This is a genomic window from Zobellella sp. An-6 (assembly GCF_052487945.1).
In genome coordinates this window covers 324183-344557 of sequence record NZ_CP199259.1, presented here as the reverse complement: position 1 = coordinate 344557, position 20375 = coordinate 324183, and the positions used below count along the sequence as shown (strand labels likewise).

At 58.1% G+C, this 20375-nt stretch carries 14 protein-coding genes, 2 tRNA genes, 3 rRNA genes and 1 riboswitch; of the genes, 3 read left to right on the top strand and 16 right to left on the bottom strand.

Annotated elements, in window-relative coordinates; genetic code table 11:
• The 10 genes from tatA to ACT7DK_RS01540 all read right to left on the bottom strand — a co-directional run bounded on the left by tatA (position 1) and on the right by ACT7DK_RS01540 (position 9177).
• On the bottom strand, positions 1 to 255 hold the full coding sequence (tatA, locus tag ACT7DK_RS01585; protein WP_445395655.1) for a Sec-independent protein translocase subunit TatA: 255 nt from the start codon (positions 253 to 255) through the stop codon (positions 1 to 3).
• An 81-nt stretch (positions 256 to 336) separates the two neighbouring features.
• On the bottom strand, positions 337 to 1977 hold the full coding sequence (ubiB, locus tag ACT7DK_RS01580) for a ubiquinone biosynthesis regulatory protein kinase UbiB (RefSeq protein ID WP_445395653.1): 1641 nt from the start codon (positions 1975 to 1977) through the stop codon (positions 337 to 339).
• Entirely contained in the window at positions 1974 to 2594 is a 621-nt protein-coding gene (locus ACT7DK_RS01575) for a ubiquinone biosynthesis accessory factor UbiJ (protein WP_445395651.1), read from the bottom strand. The genes ubiB and ACT7DK_RS01575 overlap by 4 nt, the downstream gene beginning before the upstream one ends.
• On the bottom strand, positions 2594 to 3349 hold the full coding sequence (gene ubiE / locus ACT7DK_RS01570; protein ID WP_445395649.1) for a bifunctional demethylmenaquinone methyltransferase/2-methoxy-6-polyprenyl-1,4-benzoquinol methylase UbiE: 756 nt from the start codon (positions 3347 to 3349) through the stop codon (positions 2594 to 2596). The genes ACT7DK_RS01575 and ubiE overlap by 1 nt, the downstream gene beginning before the upstream one ends.
• Positions 3350 to 3408: 59 nt before the next feature.
• Positions 3409 to 3795 (bottom strand): fluoride efflux transporter CrcB, encoded by a 387-nt coding sequence (gene crcB, locus ACT7DK_RS01565; RefSeq protein WP_445395647.1) that lies wholly within the window; start codon positions 3793 to 3795, stop codon positions 3409 to 3411.
• Between the two features lie 136 nt (positions 3796 to 3931).
• Positions 3932 to 4046 (bottom strand): 5S ribosomal RNA (gene rrf / locus ACT7DK_RS01560).
• A gap of 127 nt (positions 4047 to 4173) precedes the next feature.
• Positions 4174 to 7064, bottom strand: a 23S ribosomal RNA gene (locus ACT7DK_RS01555).
• Between the two features lie 240 nt (positions 7065 to 7304).
• A tRNA-Ala gene (locus tag ACT7DK_RS01550) sits at positions 7305 to 7380 on the bottom strand.
• Positions 7381 to 7417: 37 nt separating this feature from the next.
• Positions 7418 to 7494, bottom strand: a tRNA-Ile gene (locus tag ACT7DK_RS01545).
• 141 nt (positions 7495 to 7635) lie between these two features.
• Positions 7636 to 9177 (bottom strand): 16S ribosomal RNA (locus ACT7DK_RS01540).
• Together the 16S, 23S and 5S rRNA genes with 2 tRNA genes alongside form the textbook arrangement of a ribosomal RNA operon.
• Positions 9178 to 9747: 570 nt before the next feature.
• Here ACT7DK_RS01540 and ACT7DK_RS01535 point away from each other — a divergent pair.
• Entirely contained in the window at positions 9748 to 10218 is a 471-nt protein-coding gene (locus tag ACT7DK_RS01535) for an RNA recognition motif domain-containing protein (protein WP_445402249.1), read from the top strand.
• Positions 10219 to 10229: 11 nt separating this feature from the next.
• Here ACT7DK_RS01535 and murI read toward each other — a convergent pair whose 3' ends face one another.
• Both murI and ACT7DK_RS01525 read right to left on the bottom strand, forming a co-directional pair.
• Positions 10230 to 11021: a glutamate racemase gene (murI, locus tag ACT7DK_RS01530; RefSeq protein WP_445395645.1), complete on the bottom strand. Its 792-nt coding sequence runs from the start codon at positions 11019 to 11021 to the stop codon at positions 10230 to 10232.
• Between the two features lie 81 nt (positions 11022 to 11102).
• Positions 11103 to 12908, bottom strand: coding sequence for a TonB-dependent receptor domain-containing protein (locus ACT7DK_RS01525; RefSeq protein ID WP_445395643.1), 1806 nt, complete (start codon positions 12906 to 12908; stop codon positions 11103 to 11105).
• Between the two features lie 42 nt (positions 12909 to 12950).
• A riboswitch (cobalamin riboswitch) is annotated at positions 12951 to 13156 on the bottom strand.
• Between the two features lie 150 nt (positions 13157 to 13306).
• On the opposite strand from ACT7DK_RS01525, the gene trmA reads away from it, so the two are divergent.
• A complete protein-coding gene (gene trmA, locus ACT7DK_RS01520) occupies positions 13307 to 14404 on the top strand; it encodes a tRNA (uridine(54)-C5)-methyltransferase TrmA (protein ID WP_445395641.1) in 1098 nt (365 codons plus the stop codon).
• Positions 14405 to 14765: 361 nt separating this feature from the next.
• Here trmA and ACT7DK_RS01515 read toward each other — a convergent pair whose 3' ends face one another.
• From ACT7DK_RS01515 to rpmE, 3 genes are all read right to left on the bottom strand, one after another.
• A complete protein-coding gene (locus ACT7DK_RS01515; protein WP_445395639.1) occupies positions 14766 to 16010 on the bottom strand; it encodes a malic enzyme-like NAD(P)-binding protein in 1245 nt (414 codons plus the stop codon).
• Positions 16011 to 16106: 96 nt separating this feature from the next.
• Positions 16107 to 16868 (bottom strand): thermonuclease family protein, encoded by a 762-nt coding sequence (locus ACT7DK_RS01510; RefSeq protein ID WP_445395637.1) that lies wholly within the window; start codon positions 16866 to 16868, stop codon positions 16107 to 16109.
• A gap of 109 nt (positions 16869 to 16977) precedes the next feature.
• Positions 16978 to 17193 carry a 50S ribosomal protein L31 gene (gene rpmE, locus ACT7DK_RS01505; protein WP_094038744.1) on the bottom strand — a complete coding sequence of 72 codons (216 nt, stop codon included), beginning with the start codon at positions 17191 to 17193 and terminating at the stop codon, positions 16978 to 16980.
• A 138-nt stretch (positions 17194 to 17331) separates the two neighbouring features.
• Between rpmE and priA the strand changes: the two genes are divergently transcribed.
• A complete protein-coding gene (priA, locus tag ACT7DK_RS01500) occupies positions 17332 to 19527 on the top strand; it encodes a primosomal protein N' (RefSeq protein WP_445395634.1) in 2196 nt (731 codons plus the stop codon).
• A gap of 3 nt (positions 19528 to 19530) precedes the next feature.
• On the opposite strand, the gene ACT7DK_RS01495 is transcribed toward priA, so the two are convergent.
• On the bottom strand, positions 19531 to 20121 hold the full coding sequence (locus ACT7DK_RS01495; protein WP_445395632.1) for an LON peptidase substrate-binding domain-containing protein: 591 nt from the start codon (positions 20119 to 20121) through the stop codon (positions 19531 to 19533).
• Positions 20122 to 20375 lie beyond the last annotated feature (254 nt).

Sequence of the window (20375 nt, the reverse complement as noted above, 5' to 3'; positions counted from 1 at the left end):
TTACACCCGATCTTTGTCTTTGGCTTTATCCTGGTCTTTCTGATTAAGGGAGTCATCCGACTCTTTCTTGTCGGCCAGTTTCTGCTGCTCAAAGTCGGCATCCTTCTTGCCCTGCTCTTCGTCGGTCATCGCCTTCTTGAAGCCTTTTACCGCCGAGCCCAGATCCGAACCCAGGCCACGCAGTTTTTTGGTACCAAACAGCAGCACCACGATCAACACCACGATAAGCAATTGCCAAATACTGATTCCGCCCATAACGCACTTTCCTATACAGAATGAAAACAATAAAAACGATTATATCTCTGCTTGATGACAAAGAATCGAGTCCAGATCAAACTAACGTATGCTGATCCGCCGCCATCCCAGCAACCATACAACCAAAGTCAGCACGAGACCAGACATGGCCCATTGGGTTTTCTCCATCCCCAGCAGCAAGGTGCTGGCCAACAGCAGAGAGGCCCCCATCGCCAACAGGAAGCGCCCCTGCCCCTGCCCCTTGTCGTGACGGGCATACTGATCGTAGATCCCCTGCACCTGCCGTTGCTGCAGCTTGGCCTGGCGCAGGGCGTCGTAGACCAGCTCCGGCAGATCGGGCAGCTTCTCGGCCCAGAAGGGCGCCTTCTCCCTCACCGCGTTAATCACCGCCTTGTAGCCCACCTGCTGCTGCATCCAGTCTTCCAGGAAAGGCTTGGCCGTTTTCCACAGGTCCAGCTGCGGATAGAGCTGGCGGCCAACCCCTTCCACATAGAGCAACGTCTTCTGCAACAGTACCAGTTGCGGCTGTACCGCCATGTTGAAACGACGGGCGGTATTGAACAGGTTAACCAGCACATGGCCGAAGGAGATCTCTGACAGGGGCTTTTCGAAGATAGGCTCCAGCACGGTACGGATGGCCGACTCGAATTCCTCCACCTTGGTGTCTGCCGGCACCCAACCCGACTCCACGTGCAGCTCGGCCACCTTGCGATAGTCCCGGTTGAAGAAGGCCAGGAAGTTTTCCGCCAGGTAACGCTTGTCGTCCCGGTTCAGGGTACCCACTATGCCGCAGTCGATGCCTATCCACTGTGGGTCTTCCGGGTGCTCGTAGGAAACGAAGATATTGCCCGGATGCATGTCCGCATGGAAGAAGCTGTCGCGGAACACCTGGGTGAAGAACACTTCGACCCCTCGCTCGGCCAGCAGCTTCATGTCGGTGCCGTTGGCTTCCAGCGCCTCGATATCGGACACGGGAATCCCGTAGATCCGCTCCATCACCAGCACGTTTTCATGACAATAACTGGGATAGATCTCCGGCACATAGAGGGTCCGGGAACCTTCGAAGTTGCGGCGCAGCTGGATGGCGTTGGCCGCTTCACGCAGCAGATTCAGCTCATCAAGCAGCGTCTTACGGTACTCTTCCACCACCTCGACCGGCCGTAACCGGTTACTGCGCTCAGGTACCAGCCGGGCAATCAGGGTCGCCATGGAATGCATCAGGCTGACATCCGCTTCGATGACCTTCTCTATGCTCGGGCGGATCACCTTGATCACGATTTCCTGCCCCGTCTTCAGTCGGGCGGTGTGCACCTGGGCGATGGAGGCGGATGCCAGGGGCCTTTCATCAAAGTCATCGAACAGCGCTTCTATGGGGTGCTGCAGGCTCGCCTCGATCTGCCGCCGGGCCAGGACGCCATCGAAGGGCGGCACCCGATCCTGTAGCAGGGCGAGCTCTTCGGCGATATCCGGCGGCAGCAGATCCCGACGGGTGGAGAGCATCTGCCCGAACTTGATGAACACCGGTCCCAGACTTTCCAAGGCCAGGCGGATGCGTTTACCCCGGGACAGATCCGGATGCCGGTTCTTCAGCCAGAACAGGCTCCGACGGGCAAGCCGTGCCGGCCAGACCTGCAGCCGAACCGGGATCAGTTCGTCCAGTCCGTAGTCGAACAGGGTCTTGCCTATCTGATAGAGGCGGAGCAGTTCCCGCAGCTTTCTCATGAATGGACCACCTTGTCTGCCAGTGTCGCCAGCCGTCCCTGCAGGCGGATTAGCCGCTTGTTCAGTTCCGCCACTTCGTCATTAAAATCGGCCAGCTCAAGGGGCCCCACCGCCAGGCGGGCTTCCTCGCGCAGGTAGTCCCCCAGGTAGCCCCGGGCCCCCGTCAGGCGCTGCTCGACGCCGGCTCTCAGCTCCCTGCCATGCCGGCACAGCAAATGTGCCAGAACATCTCCGGTATAGGGCACCAGCATGGACTCCAGATCGATGGCCGGCTCCTTGAGCAGGGCAGCCAGATCCTGCCAGGGTTGGGGATCACCTTCCAGATCCAGGCGCCCGTCCCGGATATATTGCATCAGCAGGCCCTTGTCTTTCAGCAGTCCAAGGGCATTGAGGGACAGGCTCAGGTGGCTGTCCGGCTGTCCTTCGTAGTGTCCTAATATTTCCAGGCGATCCCCGGAGAACAGCAGAAAACCACTGGCAATCTCGTGCACCGTCAGTTGCAGCACCTTGCCCTGCAGCGGCAGCATCTTTCGACGCCGCTCGGCATCCTGCAGGATAACGCGGTTAAACACCTTCTCCAGAGAACCATTCAACAGGGGGAGCAGCAGATCCTTCATCAGAACTTGAACCCGCGATGCAGTGCCACTATGCCGTCGGTCAGGTTGAAATACTCGACCTGCTCGAAGCCGGCCTGTTCCATCATGGCTTTCAGGGTTTCCTGATCCGGATGCATGCGGATGGACTCGGCCAGGTACTGGTAGCTGTCGCTGTCTTTCGCCACCAGGGCACCCATCTTCGGCAGAATGTTAAAGGAATAGAAATCGTACAGCTTGTTCATCACTTCGTGCTGGGGCTTGGAAAACTCCAGCACCAACAGGCGACCGCCAGGCTTGAGCACCCGCTGCATGGAGGCCAGCGCCTTGTCCTTGTCGGTGACATTGCGCAGACCGAAGGCGATGGTGATCAGATCGAAATGGTTATCGGGGAAAGGCAGTTGTTCGGCATTGGCCTGTACATAGGCGATGTTACTGCCCAGGCCCATATTACGCAGCTTGTCCCGTCCCACCTTGAGCATGGAATCGTTGATGTCGGCCAGCACTACCTGGCCGGTTTCCCCCACGATACGGGAAAACTTGGCAGTCAAATCGCCGGTGCCACCGGCCAAATCCAATACCTTCTGTCCCTTGCGCACCCCAGAGCAGTCGATAGCAAAACGCTTCCACAGGCGATGGATGCCGAACGACATCAGATCGTTCATCAGATCATACTTGGCGGCCACAGAGTGGAACACACTGGCGACCATCTGCTCCTTTTCACCGGCATCCACGGTTTTATAACCAAAATGGGTCGTCGATTTGTGCTGTTCTGACATTCTGAAGACACCTGTAACAATCAAAGGGGAAGTAGTGTACTGCAAATGCGCGAACCGGACTAACGGGAAGCGATCAGGCTGCCGGTCAGCTGCATGCCCAAATAGGTAAATATGATACAGCAAACCACATTGAGAGACACATTCAATGCCGCCTTGAGCCAGTGTCCCTGTTCTAGCAGCAGTACCGTATCGAGGGAAAAGGATGAAAAGGTCGTCAGGGCACCGAGCATGCCCACCACGAAGAAAGGTCGCCAGGAGTGTCCCCCGACTACCCCCTGCTGGATCAGCACGAACACCACGCCGATCAGCAGTGAACCGGCCAGGTTGACCGAGAGAGTTCCGAAGGGAAAACCCTTACCGAACAGACGAGCCATCAAATCGGTCACACTGAAGCGCAGGATAGCCCCGATGGCACCGCCCATACCGATAAAAAGCAGCGTTTTCATCCCGAATCACCCGCAAGCAAAGAGGGCTTCATTGTACTCAGATGGTAATGCCAATGGTAGGAATGCTGGCAGGCACAAGAGATGAATGGATACGAAAAAGCCCTTCACATCGGTGAAGGGCTTCTCTAATTTGGGTGCCTGGCAGTGACCTACTTTCACATGGCAGCTGCCACACTATCATCGGCGCGGGTGCGTTTCACTTCTGAGTTCGGCATGGGGTCAGGTGGGACCACAACGCTATCGCCGCCAGGCAATAAACTTTAATCCGGAAAAGCGACCGCCAGGGAGGGCGGACATGCAGAACATGCAGGAGCAATGTTCTGCCTGATGAATAATCCGTTCTCGAAACCGCAAGGTCTCACACTTCTTGGGTGTTGTATGGTTAAGCCGCACGGGTCATTAGTACAGGTTAGCTGCACGTATCGCTACGCTTCCACACCCTGCCTATCTACGTCCTAGTCTCGGACGGCCCTTTAGAGAGCTCGAAGCTCTAGGGATGACTCATCTCGGGGCTCGCTTCCCGCTTAGATGCTTTCAGCGGTTATCGATTCCGAACTTAGCTACCGGGCAGTGCCATTGGCATGACAACCCGAACACCAGCGGTTCGTTCACTCCGGTCCTCTCGTACTAGGAGCAACCCCCCTCAATCATCCAACGCCCACGGCAGATAGGGACCGAACTGTCTCACGACGTTCTGAACCCAGCTCGCGTACCACTTTAAATGGCGAACAGCCATACCCTTGGGACCGACTTCAGCCCCAGGATGTGATGAGCCGACATCGAGGTGCCAAACACCGCCGTCGATATGAACTCTTGGGCGGTATCAGCCTGTTATCCCCGGAGTACCTTTTATCCGTTGAGCGATGGCCCTTCCATTCAGAACCACCGGATCACTATGACCTGCTTTCGCACCTGCTCGACCTGTCCGTCTCGCAGTTAAGCTGGCTTATGCCATTGCACTAACCGTACGATGTCCGACCGTACTTAGCCAACCTTCGTGCTCCTCCGTTACGCTTTGGGAGGAGACCGCCCCAGTCAAACTACCCACCAGGCACTGTCCGCAACCCCGATTAGGGGCCTACGTTAGAACATCAAACATACAAGGGTGGTATTTCAAGGTCGGCTCCACGGCAACTGGCGTCACCGCTTCACAGCCTCCCACCTATCCTACACATGTAGGGTCAATGTTCAGTGCCAAGCTATAGTAAAGGTTCACGGGGTCTTTCCGTCTAGCCGCGGGTACACCGCATCTTCACGGCGATTTCAATTTCACTGAGTCTCGGGTGGAGACAGCGTGGCCATGGTTACACCATTCGTGCAGGTCGGAACTTACCCGACAAGGAATTTCGCTACCTTAGGACCGTTATAGTTACGGCCGCCGTTTACCGGGGCTTCGATCAAGAGCTTCACCTTGCGGCTAACCCCATCAATTAACCTTCCGGCACCGGGCAGGTGTCACACCGTATACGTCCTCTTACGAGTTTGCACAGTGCTGTGTTTTTGATAAACAGTCCCAGCCACCTGGTCACTGCGACTGGCTCAGGCTCCATCCGCAAGGGACTTCACCCGCTCCAGCGTACCTTCTCCCGAAGTTACGGTACTATTTTGCCTAGTTCCTTCACCCGAGTTCTCTCAAGCGCCTTGGTATTCTCTACCCGACCACCTGTGTCGGTTTGGGGTACGGTTCACACACATCTGAAGCTTAGAGGCTTTTCCTGGAAGCCGGGCATCAATGACTTCGTCACCGTGGTGACTTCGTCTCGGGTCTCAGTGTTGTGCGTCCGGATTTGCCTAAACGCACCACCTACTCCCTTTCACCAGGACTACCAACGCCTGGCCCATCTAGCCTTCTCCGTCCCCCCATCGCAATGTGTGTCAGTACGGGAATATTAACCCGTTTCCCATCGACTACGGCTTTCGCCCTCGCCTTAGGGGCCGACTCACCCTGCCCCGATTAACGTTGGACAGGAACCCTTGGTCTTCCGGCGAGGAGGTTTTTCACCCCCTTTATCGTTACTCATGTCAGCATTCGCACTTCTGATATCTCCAGCATGCCTCACGACACACCTTCGCAGACTTACAGAACGCTCCCCTACCACTCAGAATAAATTCTGAATCCGCGGCTTCGGTGCCTGGTTTAGCCCCGTTACATCTTCCGCGCAGGCCGACTCGACCAGTGAGCTATTACGCTTTCTTTAAATGATGGCTGCTTCTAAGCCAACATCCTGGCTGTCTGAGCCTTCCCACCTCGTTTCCCACTTAACCAGAACTTGGGGACCTTAGCCGGCGGTCTGGGTTGTTTCCCTCTTCACGACGGACGTTAGCACCCGCCGTGTGTCTCCCGGATAGTACTTACTGGTATTCGGAGTTTGCATGGGGTTGGTAAGTCGGGATGACCCCCTAGCCCAAACAGTGCTCTACCCCCAGTAGTATAAGTCCGAGGCGCTACCTAAATAGCTTTCGGGGAGAACCAGCTATCTCCCGGTTTGATTGGCCTTTCACCCCCAGCCACAGGTCATCCCCTAACTTTGCAACGTTAGTGGGTTCGGTCCTCCAGTTGATGTTACTCAACCTTCAACCTGCCCATGGCTAGATCACCGGGTTTCGGGTCTACTCCTAGCAACTCATCGCCCAGTTAAGACTCGGTTTCCCTACGGCTCCCCTATACGGTTAACCTTGCTACTAAAAGTAAGTCGCTGACCCATTATACAAAAGGTACGCAGTCACCGAACAAGTCGGCTTCCACTGCTTGTACGTGCACGGTTTCAGGTTCTATTTCACTCCCCTCACAGGGGTTCTTTTCGCCTTTCCCTCACGGTACTGGTTCACTATCGGTCAGTCAGGAGTATTTAGCCTTGGAGGATGGTCCCCCCATGTTCAGACAGGATAACACGTGTCCCGTCCTACTCGATTTCACAACAAGGGCGGTTTGGTGTACGGGGCTATCACCCACTATGGCCGGCCTTTCCAGGGCCGTTCCACTACCGCCAATGCTGCTTAAGGGCTGGCCCCCGTTCGCTCGCCGCTACTAAGGGGATCTCGGTTGATTTCTTTTCCTCGGGGTACTTAGATGTTTCAGTTCTCCCGGTTCGCCTCGCAACGCTATGTATTCACGTTGCGATACCGCACTGAATGCGGTGGGTTTCCCCATTCGGACATCACGGGCTCAAGCGCTTCTTACCAGCTCACCCGTGCTTAACGCAGGTTAGCACGTCCTTCATCGCCTCTGACTGCCAAGGCATCCACCGTGCACGCTTAGTCACTTAACCATACAACCCCAAGAAGTGTGTCAGTCCGAAGACCGGTGCACTCACTGAAGGCGGTACGCATCGTGTGACTGATGCTTACAACATTGTTTCGCCAAGAAGTTCCAAGACACTTGCAGTATCAAGAACTACTTTTATTCATCAGCTTTTCCGAATTGTTAAAGAGCGTGACGCAAAACGTCAAAGTGATAAGCTACCGATGGCAACCCATGACTTTGTCGTCTTTATTGTGCGGTCAAGTAATGGTGGAGCTAAGCGGGATCGAACCGCTGACCTCCTGCGTGCAAAGCAGGCGCTCTCCCAGCTGAGCTATAGCCCCAGTTAGCTGACCGTCATTACCAATTCCCACAGGAAATTGGTGGGTCTGAGTAGACTCGAACTACCGACCTCACCCTTATCAGGGGTGCGCTCTAACCACCTGAGCTACAGACCCAAAACTTGTGCTGCATTCAACCGGCCTCACCCGCTCATTCCCAAGGGAAGGGGCGCGAACCAGCTGAGCTACAGACCCAAAGACGTCACTCTTTTATATCAAGCAAACTGTGTGAACACTCAACAGACGTTGAGATTAAGGTAAGGAGGTGATCCAACCGCAGGTTCCCCTACGGTTACCTTGTTACGACTTCACCCCAGTCATGAATCACTCCGTGGTAAACGCCCTCCCGAAGGTTAAGCTATCTACTTCTGGAGCAACCCACTCCCATGGTGTGACGGGCGGTGTGTACAAGGCCCGGGAACGTATTCACCGCAACATTCTGATTTGCGATTACTAGCGATTCCGACTTCACGGAGTCGAGTTGCAGACTCCGATCCGGACTACGACGCGCTTTTTGGGATTCGCTTACCATCGCTGGTTCGCCGCCCTCTGTACGCGCCATTGTAGCACGTGTGTAGCCCTACCCGTAAGGGCCATGATGACTTGACGTCGTCCCCACCTTCCTCCGGTTTATCACCGGCAGTCTCCTTTGAGTTCCCGACCGAATCGCTGGCAACAAAGGACAAGGGTTGCGCTCGTTGCGGGACTTAACCCAACATCTCACGACACGAGCTGACGACAGCCATGCAGCACCTGTATGTAAGTTCCCGAAGGCACCAAGGCATCTCTGCCAAGTTCTTACTATGTCAAGGGTAGGTAAGGTTCTTCGCGTTGCATCGAATTAAACCACATGCTCCACCGCTTGTGCGGGCCCCCGTCAATTCATTTGAGTTTTAACCTTGCGGCCGTACTCCCCAGGCGGTCAACTTAACGCGTTAGCTCCGGAACCCGCGCTCAAATGGCACAGACTCCAAGTTGACATCGTTTACAGCGTGGACTACCAGGGTATCTAATCCTGTTTGCTCCCCACGCTTTCGCACCTGAGCGTCAGTCTTTGGCCAGGGGGCCGCCTTCGCCACTGGTATTCCTTCCGATCTCTACGCATTTCACCGCTACACCGGAAATTCTACCCCCCTCTCCAAGACTCTAGCCTGCCAGTTCCAAATGCAGTTCCCAGGTTGAGCCCGGGGCTTTCACATCTGGCTTAGCAGACCGCCTGCGTGCGCTTTACGCCCAGTCATTCCGATTAACGCTTGCACCCTCCGTATTACCGCGGCTGCTGGCACGGAGTTAGCCGGTGCTTCTTCTGTGGGTAACGTCACAGTAAGTGGGTATTCGCCACTCACCTTTCCTCCCCACTGAAAGTGCTTTACAACCCGAAGGCCTTCTTCACACACGCGGCATGGCTGCATCAGGGTTTCCCCCATTGTGCAATATTCCCCACTGCTGCCTCCCGTAGGAGTCTGGGCCGTGTCTCAGTCCCAGTGTGGCTGGTCATCCTCTCAGACCAGCTAGAGATCGTCGCCTTGGTAGGCCATTACCCTACCAACTAGCTAATCTCACTTGGGCTCATCCAATCGCGCAAGGCCCGAAGGTCCCCTGCTTTCCCCCGTAGGGCGTATGCGGTATTAGCCGTCGTTTCCAACGGTTATCCCCCTCGACTGGGCAGATACCCAAGCCTTACTCACCCGTCCGCCGCTCGTCAGCAGAGTAGCAAGCTACCCCCTGTTACCGCTCGACTTGCATGTGTTAGGCCTGCCGCCAGCGTTCAATCTGAGCCATGATCAAACTCTTCAATTTAAGTTTGATGCTCAATGAATTACTGAAGTGTTTGTGCACTTCGACAATCATTGAAAAACAATATCTTTTTGTTTCCCAACCACTGCGAGTGCCCACACAGTTTGCTTGATAAGTTGTTAAAGAGCGTTGACCGTTAGCGGGTCAGGGCTGCGTATTCTACGCCGTCCGTTTGATTCGTCAAGCAGTTTTCACCGAAGTTCCCGCTGCCTGTTGACCGTGGCGCGTTGCGCCGTGTCAGTGGATGCGCATTATAGGCAGCCGCGGTTTTTGCGCAAGGGCTTTTTTGTGAAAAACATCACTTTCGCCACCAATCGCTGATTAACCCAGCAAAAACACAACTTAACCACAGGGTTATGCACATCTGGCTACGCCGGGGCCTCACTAACTGATGCTATTTTGTTCGACCACACCGACCTTCATCTTGAGAGAGCACATTTCTACCTCCTTTTCTGTGGCGCCGTTGGCCGCTGAACTCCAATTGAGACTATGCTGTTTAGTAATGGCGTAGACTTCGTTGCCCCGATTTTCGATACGCCGTATCCGTTCATCCAGCTTGAGATTAGATTGCCGATGAAGCTATTCCAGTATCCCATTTATGTTCAGTCTGCCCTTTTCGCTCTTGTGCTGGCCCTGCTCGGCTACCTGGCCGTCAGTTGGACAGCATCGAATCTTTCCCCTTCCCTTCTTTTTTCGCTCGGCCTGCTGCTCGGCGGCCTGATAGTTCCTTTGCTGGTCCGAGCCCCGGCGCCGGAGGTCATACCGACCATTACCCTTTATGTGGGTAATCTGCCCTACAGGGCCAATGAAGCCTCTGTCAGGACCTTGTTCGAAAACTACGGCCAGGTGCTGTCGGTACGGCTGATGAAGGACAAGCACACCGGCAAACGGCGTGGTTTCGGCTTTGTCGAAATGCCGAAAGAAGCGGCGCTGGCAGCCCAACAGGCGCTGAATGATTCGGAGTTTCAGCAACGCACCCTGAAAGTCAGAGAGGCGAATGAACGCAAGGACGACGAGGAAGACGGCGAGCAGACACCGTCCTGAGTTTGCTCCCCCTAGGGAAGGAAGCATTGCAGTTCACCAAACCCTTCCCTGGCAAAAGCCGGGGCCTGCAGCCGGGCCTGGGTTGTCCATTCGGTGCAAAACAGCTTGGCACTCTCTTCCTGCCCGGGGGGGGCTTCTGGTGACAGCAGGCTGGCCACCCGACGGGCGATAGCCTCTCCCGAGTCGATCAGCTTGGCATCGGGCAGCCAGAGGCGCAACTCTTCGGCCAGCAGCGGAAAGTGGGTACAGCCCAGCACCACCGTATCCGGCTGCCACTCGCCCAGCCAGGGCGCCAATACCTGTCCCAGCCGTTGCCGGTCAACCACCTGACCGGAGAGCTTGTCTTCGGCCATTTTGACCAGTTCGGTGGTGCCGATAGCGGAAACATCGAGCCCGGCGGCGAAGTTGCGGATAAGGTCGGCGGTATATTGCCGGGAAACGGTACCGGGAGTGGCCAGCAAGCCGACCCGGCCACGCCCGTGGGCACGACTGTGCTCGGCAGCCGGTTTGATGGCGGGCACCACCCCTACCACGGGGATCTGCAATCGCTGACGCAACGCCGGCAACACATAGGTGCTGGCGGTGTTGCAGGCGATGACCACGATATCGACATGATGGCGGCTCACGAAGGCGTCGAACAGCTCTACTACCCGGCTGACCAGTCGCTGTTCGCTCAGCTCACCGTAGGGAAAGCAGGCATTGTCGAACAGGTACAGGTAGCGATGACGGGGCAAGGCCCGCCGTACCTCGCGGTAGACGGACAGGCCGCCCATGCCGGAGTCGAAGAGAAGAATGGATGCCACTGACTGCCCTCGCTATGCAAGGCCGCCATGATAACGCCAAAAGCGGGGATGAAAAAGCCGGCGCAGAGGCCGGCTTGAGGGTCAGAAGCGGTAGTCGGCGCCGACATAGAACTCCATGCCGGGGGCGTCGTAGCCGGAGACCACCTGGTAGTCCTTGTCGAACAGGTTGTTGATCTTGCCGTTCAGGGTCAGCTGTTCGGTCAGCGGATAGCGAGCTCCGATATTCCAGATGGTGTAGGAAGGCATGACCACATCAGAAAAGTCACTGTCATTACGCTTACCAACATACAATACCTGAGCAAACAGGTTTACATTAGCTACATCAATGTCACTGGTCCAACTCACCTTGTGCTTCGCCCGTCGCGCCAATTGCCGGCCTTCGTTATTTTCATTTACCGCATCTGTATAGTCGTAACTCAGAGTATGGCCCAAAGGACCTGTATTAACTTTGGTCAAGAACTCGATACCTTTAATCAGGGCATCAGTATTCCTCGCTGAGTTAATAAAACCACCTTCGAAGACAATCAGGTTATCCACTTTGTTGCGGTACAGGTTCAGTTGCCAATCCAGCAGTGAGTAATCCCCGGCCAGGCCCAGCTCCCAGTTTTCGGATTCTTCTGGCTTCAACATGGCATTGCCACCAAAACCATAAAGATGGTTAAAAGCCGGCGCTTTGAAAGCGGTACCGTAGCTCAAGGTAACTTTATGCTGTTGTGGCAACGCCAGAGAAAGGGCACTTTGCCAAGTATCCTGTGTGCCAAACTGCTCGTTATCATCGATACGCGCAGCAAACTCGAAAGACAGTGGTGACCAAGTATGGAACACTGAGGCGTACACACCGGTGTTGTCTCTGTCTGGTGCAGATATACCTGTTGACTTAGCCAACAGCCGATCCCGCTGCCAGTCCATTCCCATCTGTACATAGCCCTGTTCGGAGTAGTGGTACTGGGTCAAGCCATCGAGACGGGTAGTGACAGTGCTGGTATTGGAAGCAGTCTGGCGACCAGACCTTTTATTCCAGTCTTCCGCTTCGTATTCACCATAGCTGGCATTCAGTTGGCCAACCAGTTGCTCATCCTGATAGCGCAATCCCGTATCAATCTGATAAACCTCTGTATTGTTGGTGTCAGTACCGGGAGAAAACCATACCGGCTCGAAATAATCATACTCAAGGTTGTTCTCCCAAGCATTCAAGTTAGCATCCCAGCTCCAGGCCTGGCTGAGCCGCTGCTCTATCCCCAGTGTCAGGTTTTTGCTGTCGAAGCCATCCCGGTCTGTCTGTGTATTACCCGGCTGCACATCATAACCGCGGGTTTCCCGGTAGCCGGTGGCCAGTTGCAGCCGGGTCGCATCGGTCACCCACTGGTTGATGGACAGATCGGCGGCATAGTAATCGTTGCTGCCGGTGGTGGCACCAACCTGAGTAGTGTTCACTTCAGATGTAGTGATGATATTGACCACGCCACCGAGGGCCTTGGAGCCATAGATGGCGGCACGGGGACCGCGGATATACTCAATGCGCTCCACATTGGAGACCGGCAACTGGCTGAAATCTACGTTACTGGTGACCATCTGTGCCATAGGGCGACCGTTGAGCAATACCAGCACATGATCCGAGTTGGTGCCACGTAAAAACAAACTGGACTGTTGGCCGATCCCCCCGGTCTGAGTGCCAAACTGCATGCCCGGCAGGGTTTCCAGCAGATCGACCAGGGAGCGGGGCTGTCGCCGCTCGATCTCGGCCTTGGTAATGACTTCGACGGGGGCCAGCACCGAGGTGGCGGGCTGTTTGACCCTGTTGTAGATGGTGATATCGGTGGTATCGGAGGAATTCTGGGCGAAGGCCGCCCACGGCAGCAAGGCGGCTGCCAGCCATTGTTTAGACATCTTGTGCTTCCCTAGAACGCGTAGCATCGGCTGCCAGGCCCTTCCTGGACAGCCGCCTTGGCAGGTATTCGGGCTTAAAGGCACAGATGCATGGCATCCACCTAGACGACAGCTTCCCGCCCATGCCGGGCAGTGCTCGGGGCGTTCCCCCTCGTCGCTTTCGTTCCTTATTACCGCTGCGCGCCAGCTCCGGATTTACACCGGATTCCCGTTTACGCCTGTTCGGCACCAAAGCGGTGGGCATTATAGGGAAAGCCCCCCCGGCTGTATATCAAAAACAGCCATAAAGAATGCTGGATGGCTACAACGGAGCGCCCGCCCGCGCTTCCATCGGCCACAAACTGGACAAATGAGCCAGAGTCCTTAGAATCGGCGGCTCGCTGCACAGGAGCCCGCTCATGACCCACCTCGATACCACCCATTACCCCCGCCAGCTGGACGAAAAGGCCGAGCGCCTGCGGCAGGAGTTTGCCGGCTTTGCCCCGCCGGCGCTGGAGGTGTTCGCCTCCGCCCCGGAGCATTACCGGATGCGGGCCGAGTTTCGGGTGTGGCATCAGGGGGACGATCTCTACTACATCATGTTCGATCAGGCCAGCAGGCAGAAATACCGGGTCGAACAGTTCCCCGCCGCCTCGCTGCTGATCAACAGGGCCATGCCACTGTTGCTGGAAGCCCTGCGCCCCTCTCCGGTACTGCGCCGCAAGCTGTTCCAGGTGGACTTTCTGTCGTCGCTCAGCGGTGAGCTGGTGATCAGCCTGCTCTACCACCGCCAGCTGGATGAAGGCTGGCACCAGGCGGCGCGGGACTTGCGCACGCAGTTGCGTGAACTGGGTCTCGAGGCCGACATCATCGGCCGGGCCAAGAAGCAGAAGTGGGTGGTGGAGCGCGACTATGTGGTCGAGAAACTGCAGGTGGCGGGCCGGGAGCTGGTCTACCAGCAGGTGGAAAACAGCTTCACCCAGCCCAACGGCCGGATGAACGAGCAGATGCTGGCCTGGGCCCTGGATGTCACCCGGGGTGCCGCGGGTGATCTGCTCGAGCTCTACTGCGGCAACGGCAACTTCTCCCTGGCCCTGGCGGCCAACTTCCGCCGGGTGCTGGCCACCGAGATCTCCAGCTCCTCGGTCAAATCGGCCCAATACAACATCGCCGCCAACGGCATCGACAACGTCACCATACTGCGGATGTCGGCGGAAGAATTCACCCAGGCCATGCGCGGTGTGCGCGAGTTCCGCCGCCTGCAGGGCATCGACCTGCAAGGGTACCACTGCAACACCATACTGGTGGACCCGCCCCGGGCCGGCCTGGACGAGGATACCGTACGCCTGGTGCAGGAATACGACAATATCGTCTATATTTCCTGCAACCCGGAGACCCTGCGGCAGAACCTGGATACCCTGGCCGACACGCACAGGATCAGCCGCTTCGCCCTGTTCGACCAGTTCCCCTACACCCACCATATGGAAGCGGGGGTTTACCTGACCCGCAAGCCGTAATGCAGAAGGGGAGCCGAAGTCCCTTTCAGATTGCTGACAAACCTTCAGGCTGGCTTACGCAAGCAACGGTTATGCCAAAACAGGCGGACAAAGGGAACTGCTCCGCCGACCGTCACCCGCCAGGGGGCGCGGAGCGCCTTGCACCGGAGGTATCGCCGCGACCGAGTTGCCAGTGACAAGTCGCAGCGCGGCGATACCGACGGTTTCCGCGACATTCGGCATGTGCGAGCCTACATGGACGTACTTGCGGCATGTAGGCGGAGTTGGCCCTTTGGCCGGCTCATATCAGTGAAACAGACGACTTTGTCATCAAGCAAAAAGGGGAGCCGAAGCTCCCCTTTTTCTGTTACCGGACCAGTGCTCAGTCCAGCATATAGTTGGCAGGCAGCTCGATGCCGGCCACGCCGGACTCGACCGCAGCCACGGCCACGGCGCGGGCCACGCGCGGCAGCAGGCGCGGATCCATCGGCTTCGGGATCACGTAGTCCTTGCCGAATTCCAGGGCTTCCACGCCGGCGGCGGCCAGCACTTCCTGGGGCACCGGCTCTTTGGCCAGACTGCGGATGGCTTCCACCGCCGCCACTTTCATCTCGTCGTTGATGCGGGACGCACGCACGTCCAGGGCACCGCGGAAGATGAAGGGGAAGCACAGCACGTTGTTGACCTGGTTGGGATAGTCGGAACGGCCGGTCCCCATCACCAGATCCTGGCGCACGGAATGAGCCAGCTCGGGCTTGATTTCCGGATCCGGGTTGGAGCAGGCGAAGATCACCGGCTTTTCCGCCATCATGGCCACCGCTTCCGCCGGCAGCACGTCCGGACCGGACACGCCCACAAATACGTCGGCGTCGGTGATCACGTCTTCCAGGGTACGCTTGTCGGTGTTGTTGGCGAACAACTCCTTGTACTCATTCAGGTCATCGCGGCGGGTGTGGATCACACCCTTGCGGTCCAGCATGTAGATGTTCTCGCGCTGGGCGCCGCACTTGATCAGCAACTCCATACAGGCCACGGCGGCGGCACCGGCGCCCATGCAGACGATGCGCACGTCGTGGATGTCTTTGCCCTGGATCTCGAGGGCGTTGAGCATACCGGCGGCGGTGACGATGGCGGTCCCGTGCTGATCATCGTGGAACACGGGCACGTTGCAGCGCTCGATCAGCGCCTTTTCGATCTCGAAGCACTCGGGCGCCTTGATGTCTTCCAGGTTGATGCCGCCGAAGGTATCGGCGATGGCCGCCACTGTCTGGATGAACTCTTCGGTGGTGCGGTGCTTGACTTCAATGTCGATGGAGTCGAGGCCGGCGAACCGCTTGAACAGCAGGGCCTTGCCTTCCATCACCGGCTTGGAGGCCAGCGGGCCCAGGTTGCCCAGGCCGAGGATGGCGGTACCGTTACTGATCACCGCCACCAGGTTGCCCTTGGCAGTGTACTTGTAAGCGTTCTCGGGATCGGCGGCGATTTCGCGCACCGGCTCGGCCACACCCGGGCTGTAGGCGAGGGCGAGATCCTTGGCGGTTTCTGCCGGTTTACTGATTTCGACGGAGATCTTGCCCGGCTTGGGGAAGGCATGATAGTCGAGCGCTTTTTGACGAAAGTCGGTCATTCTGCGATTACCCTGATGCGATTGTTGACATTTGTGCTTTAAAAGTGTGAACAAGTTTACCACAATGTTTATACAATGTGATAGTAGTCAACTTATTCAACACTGCCCAGCACAATCACTAACTTGTTCCTGGTAAAACTGCCAGGAATGATTTAGCCACAGCTGCCAACCATTCCCGGCGGGCCTGACCCATCCCCGGACGAACAAGCGGTCCCCTGGCCCGAGCGCCGCCAATCGACGGCGGGCTTCGGACGGCAGCCGCTTGCCAGCCCTGACCCTGAGCCCGCCCTCCAGCACGAGTTCCAACCTTCCTCGTCCCGAAATGCCCCGGACCACAAGGCCTGAAAGCTGCTGCCAGCCGGCCGTGACGGGCGTCGCGGCAAGCGGTATCGACCAGATACCCCGGCGGTCGTGTCGAGCCTGCCGCTCCGCCTCCAGCCAGCAGGGCCAGTAGTCGTGATTGGGCGGAAACAGCATCAGCCGGCCCAGCCCCTGGTTCAGCATCTGCGTGACCAGTAGGTCGCCCTCGGACGTGAGCGGATGGACCAGCCAACGGCCATAATCATCACGTCTTTTGACCCCAAAAACCAGTTTCAAATGACTCCGTTTTATAATTTTATTTACAAGCCAGTCCCGCGCCGCCTCGGCGCCGAATTCCGGCAAACCGTTGTTGCGTTTGTTTAATTCTGGAGTGTCTACGCCAATAAAGCGAATGACCCTGCCGTCATGCAATATTACAGTGTCACCATCTATAACATAGCGAACGGACACCATTTCCTCCGGCTGCAGTCGCGGGCAGCCGGCCACGACCACGAGCGGCCAATACAGCAGGACAAGGATGTATTTCCAGCGGGACATGGCGCTTCCTCCCGGGTATCAGGAGTAACCATGGAAAGAAGAGGGCTCCGGCGCAAGCCAGGAGGTACAAAAAAAGGCGCCCGGGGCGCCTTTTTTGAGCAGGAAGTGCTTACTTCTTGCTGGACAGGGCGCCGAAGCGCTTGTTGAAGCGATCAACACGGCCGCCGGTGTCAACGATCTTCTGCTTGCCGGTGTAGAAGGGGTGGCAGGCGGAGCAAACGTCCAGGTTCAGATCATGGCCCAGGGTGGAGCGGGTCTTGATCTCGTTACCGCAAGAACATTTGGCAACAATTTCTTTGTATTCCGGGTGGATACCTTGTTTCATGGACAACCTCTGTCTGTAGGCCGTGTCGCTATCTGATCCTGAGCCAGACACCACACGAGTGATACACGTTTTGTGAAGGGTGCGAATAATATAGGATCGCCTTTTTACAGGCAAGGGTAACAGGGGGAAAAATCACCAATGGCGACACCGGCCCAGCACGGCTTGCTCAGGGTTGTCCTGCCCGTTCCGCTGCGGCGGGAATTCGACTACCTCTGCCCCCTCCCCCTGCCGGCCAGGGGTTGTCGGGTAAGGGTTCCGTTCGGCAATCGAACCATGGTGGCCCTGGTACTCGATCACCCTTCCAAGTCGGAGGTGCCCCCCGACAAGCTCAAGGCCCTGGTGTCGGTACTGGATGAGGAACCGGTGCTGGCCGGCGCCGAGCTCCGGCTGCTGGCCTGGGCAACCCAGTATTACCTGCATGCACCCGGCGAGGTCTACTTCCAGGCCCTGCCCACCCTGCTGCGCAAGGGGGAGGCGGCCGGCTACCGCCACATGGACTACTGGCACCTGCTCGAGCCGGACGCCCGGGTTTCCGCCCAGGCGGTAAAACAGCGGCAGGCGCTGGCCCTGCTGCGCCAGGGCCCCTTGACCAGCGGCGAGCTGGACGCCAGGGGCATCGGCAGCGCCATCCTCCAGGCCCTGACCAGGAAGGGAGTGATAGAAAAGCGGGAAGAATTGCCGGCACGGGACGACTGGCGGCCTGCTCTGGCCATCAACCAGGACGACAAGCCCCAACTGAACCGTGAGCAGGCCCTGGCGGTCGGCCTGCTGCACCAGGCCGAGGGGTTCGCACCTTTTCTGTTGGAAGGGATCACCGGCTCCGGCAAGACCGAGGTCTACCTGCAGGCGATGGAGCCGGTGCTCGCAGCCGGCCGGCAGGTGCTGGTGCTGGTGCCGGAGATCGGCCTGACCCCCCAGACCATAGCGCGTTTTCAGCACCGGTTCCGGGTGCCGGTCAGCACCCTGCATTCGGGCATGAGCGAACGGGAGCGGCTGGATACCTGGCTGTCCTGCCGGGACGGCGGCACCGCCATCCTGATAGGGACCCGATCGGCGCTGCTCACCCCCTTCCGGCAACTGGGCCTCATCATCATCGACGAAGAGCACGACACCTCGTTCAAGCAGCAGGATGGCTTTCGCTATCATGCCAGGGACCTGGCCCTGCTGCGCGCCCGCCAGCTGGACATCCCCATCCTGCTCGGCTCGGCCACCCCCAGCTTCGAAAGCCTGCATAACGCTGCCACCGGCAAGTACCGCCATCTGACCCTGAGCCAACGTCCCGGCACCGCCACCGTCGCCCGACACCTGCTGCTGGACAGCAAGCACGTACAGCTGCAGGCCGGCCTCTCTCCCCAGCTGCTGCAATTGATGGAGCAGGAACTGGCCCAGGGCAACCAGGTGATGCTGTTCCTCAACCGCCGCGGTTATGCCCCGGCACTGCTCTGCCACGACTGCGGCTGGCTGGCCGACTGCGAGCGCTGCGACGCCCACTACACCTGGCACCGGCAGCAGGCCCGTCTGCACTGCCACCACTGCGATCACCAGCGCCCGCTGCCCCCCCGCTGCCCCCAGTGCGGCAGCCAGCAGTTGATGGGCACCGGGCTGGGCACCGAGCAGGTGGAACAGGCCCTGGCCGGGCTTTTTCCCCAGTACACCAGCATCCGTATCGACCGGGACAACACCCGCCGCAAGGGCAGTTTCCAGCAGCACCTGGACGGCATCCGCGCCGGCAAGTACCAGATCCTGATCGGCACCCAGATGCTGGCCAAAGGACATCATTTTCCCGATGTTACCCTGGTGGCCATGCTGGACGTGGACGGTGCCCTGTTCGCCAGCGACTTCCGTGCCACCGAGCGCTTCGCCCAGCTCTATATCCAGGTGGCGGGCCGGGCCGGACGGGCCAGCAAGCCGGGCCGGGTAGTGCTGCAAAGCCACCACCCTGAACATGCCCTGCTGCAGGACCTGGCCAACCAGGGCTATCGCCATTTTGCCCACGGCGCCCTGCGGGAACGCCAGGCCGCAGCCTTGCCACCCTTCAGTTTCCAGGCCCTGTTCCGGGTGCAGGCCACCCGCGCCCAGTATTGCCAGGAGTTCCTGCAGCAACTGGCCGGACAGCTGGCCCCCGGCCTGCCGCCGGAGGTGCTCTGTCTGGGGCCCATGAGTGCGCAGATGGAACGAAAGGCCGGCCAGTACCGCTACCAGATGCTGTTGCAGGCCGTCGGCCGACGCGAGCTGGCCGGCGCCTGCCGGCAGGCATTGGCCTTGATCGATACCCTGACCTCGGCCCGCAAGGTGCGCTGGTCGCTGGATATCGATCCGGTGGAGTTGTGGTAGCGCTCAGTGCCGACGGCCCGGCTTGGGCTCGGGCTTGAGCATCGACATTAAAAAGGCCAGGGCCCGGCGGCAGCTGTCTTCCGCCATCAGCAACTGCGCCAACTGGCCTTTGAGCGGCAGCACCTCCAGCCAGCGCTGGGTCACCCAGGCCGCATCCCGCCAGCGGGGCGCCGGATGCAGATCGGCCAGTTCGGGGTATTCGGCGAAGACTTCCTGCAACTTGTCGGACAACACCAACTCGAAGGGCGACAGGGCGCAGGACTGCCAGTTGTCGAGCAAGTCGACCTCGGCCCGCAGCAGTCCATCCGACTCCCGTTCCAGGTTGCGGATGCAGAACCGCTCCGTCGCCTCGGCGGTAATGCCCAGCAGGCCATCCGCCAGGGTATAGAAATCGACGATCTGCACCCGGGTACCCAGCATAAAGAGGTCGCTGCTGCCATCTTCGTCCAGCTCATCGAGCATGCCGATGCCGAAGCCGGCACCACTGCGGCTCGCTTCGCTGACCATCCTTATGTACCTGGACTCGAAGATGCGCAAGGGCAACTTGCCGCCGGGCATAAGGTGGAGGGTCAGCGGTAATAACGCCAGTTTCATACATTCTCCCCCACCTTTAAACCTTGAATGCCTGCTCCTGCCACCTCGGGGCGGTCACCGTACGCCGACAGGCCGTGGGTGGTCCCGTTGTTGCCAACGAACAATCACTCGGAGCAACTATCAACAAGTAGCCATAAAGACCCTTTTTTACCGCTCCCGCTTTCAGGGAGCCTCATCCCACGCCCTGGACGGTAGTTTTCTGTGACCGTTATGAGTAGAATTTCTCCCCCCAGGTTTCTTCCGACCTTGTCTTA

Excerpts from the sequence above, each read along its gene's own strand:
- tatA (WP_445395655.1), bottom strand. The coding sequence starts at position 255 with ATGGGCGGAATCAGTATTTGGCAATTGCTTATCGTGGTGTTGATCGTG.
- ubiB (WP_445395653.1), bottom strand. The coding sequence starts at position 1,977 with ATGAGAAAGCTGCGGGAACTGCTCCGCCTCTATCAGATAGGCAAGACC.
- ACT7DK_RS01575 (WP_445395651.1), bottom strand. The coding sequence starts at position 2,594 with ATGAAGGATCTGCTGCTCCCCCTGTTGAATGGTTCTCTGGAGAAGGTG.
- ubiE (WP_445395649.1), bottom strand. The coding sequence starts at position 3,349 with ATGTCAGAACAGCACAAATCGACGACCCATTTTGGTTATAAAACCGTG.
- crcB (WP_445395647.1), bottom strand. The coding sequence starts at position 3,795 with ATGAAAACGCTGCTTTTTATCGGTATGGGCGGTGCCATCGGGGCTATC.
- ACT7DK_RS01535 (WP_445402249.1), top strand. The coding sequence starts at position 9,748 with ATGAAGCTATTCCAGTATCCCATTTATGTTCAGTCTGCCCTTTTCGCT.
- ACT7DK_RS01525 (WP_445395643.1), bottom strand. The coding sequence starts at position 12,908 with ATGTCTAAACAATGGCTGGCAGCCGCCTTGCTGCCGTGGGCGGCCTTC.
- trmA (WP_445395641.1), top strand. The coding sequence starts at position 13,307 with ATGACCCACCTCGATACCACCCATTACCCCCGCCAGCTGGACGAAAAG.
- ACT7DK_RS01515 (WP_445395639.1), bottom strand. The coding sequence starts at position 16,010 with ATGACCGACTTTCGTCAAAAAGCGCTCGACTATCATGCCTTCCCCAAG.
- ACT7DK_RS01510 (WP_445395637.1), bottom strand. The coding sequence starts at position 16,868 with ATGTCCCGCTGGAAATACATCCTTGTCCTGCTGTATTGGCCGCTCGTG.
- rpmE (WP_094038744.1), bottom strand. The coding sequence starts at position 17,193 with ATGAAACAAGGTATCCACCCGGAATACAAAGAAATTGTTGCCAAATGT.
- priA (WP_445395634.1), top strand. The coding sequence starts at position 17,332 with ATGGCGACACCGGCCCAGCACGGCTTGCTCAGGGTTGTCCTGCCCGTT.
- ACT7DK_RS01495 (WP_445395632.1), bottom strand. The coding sequence starts at position 20,121 with ATGAAACTGGCGTTATTACCGCTGACCCTCCACCTTATGCCCGGCGGC.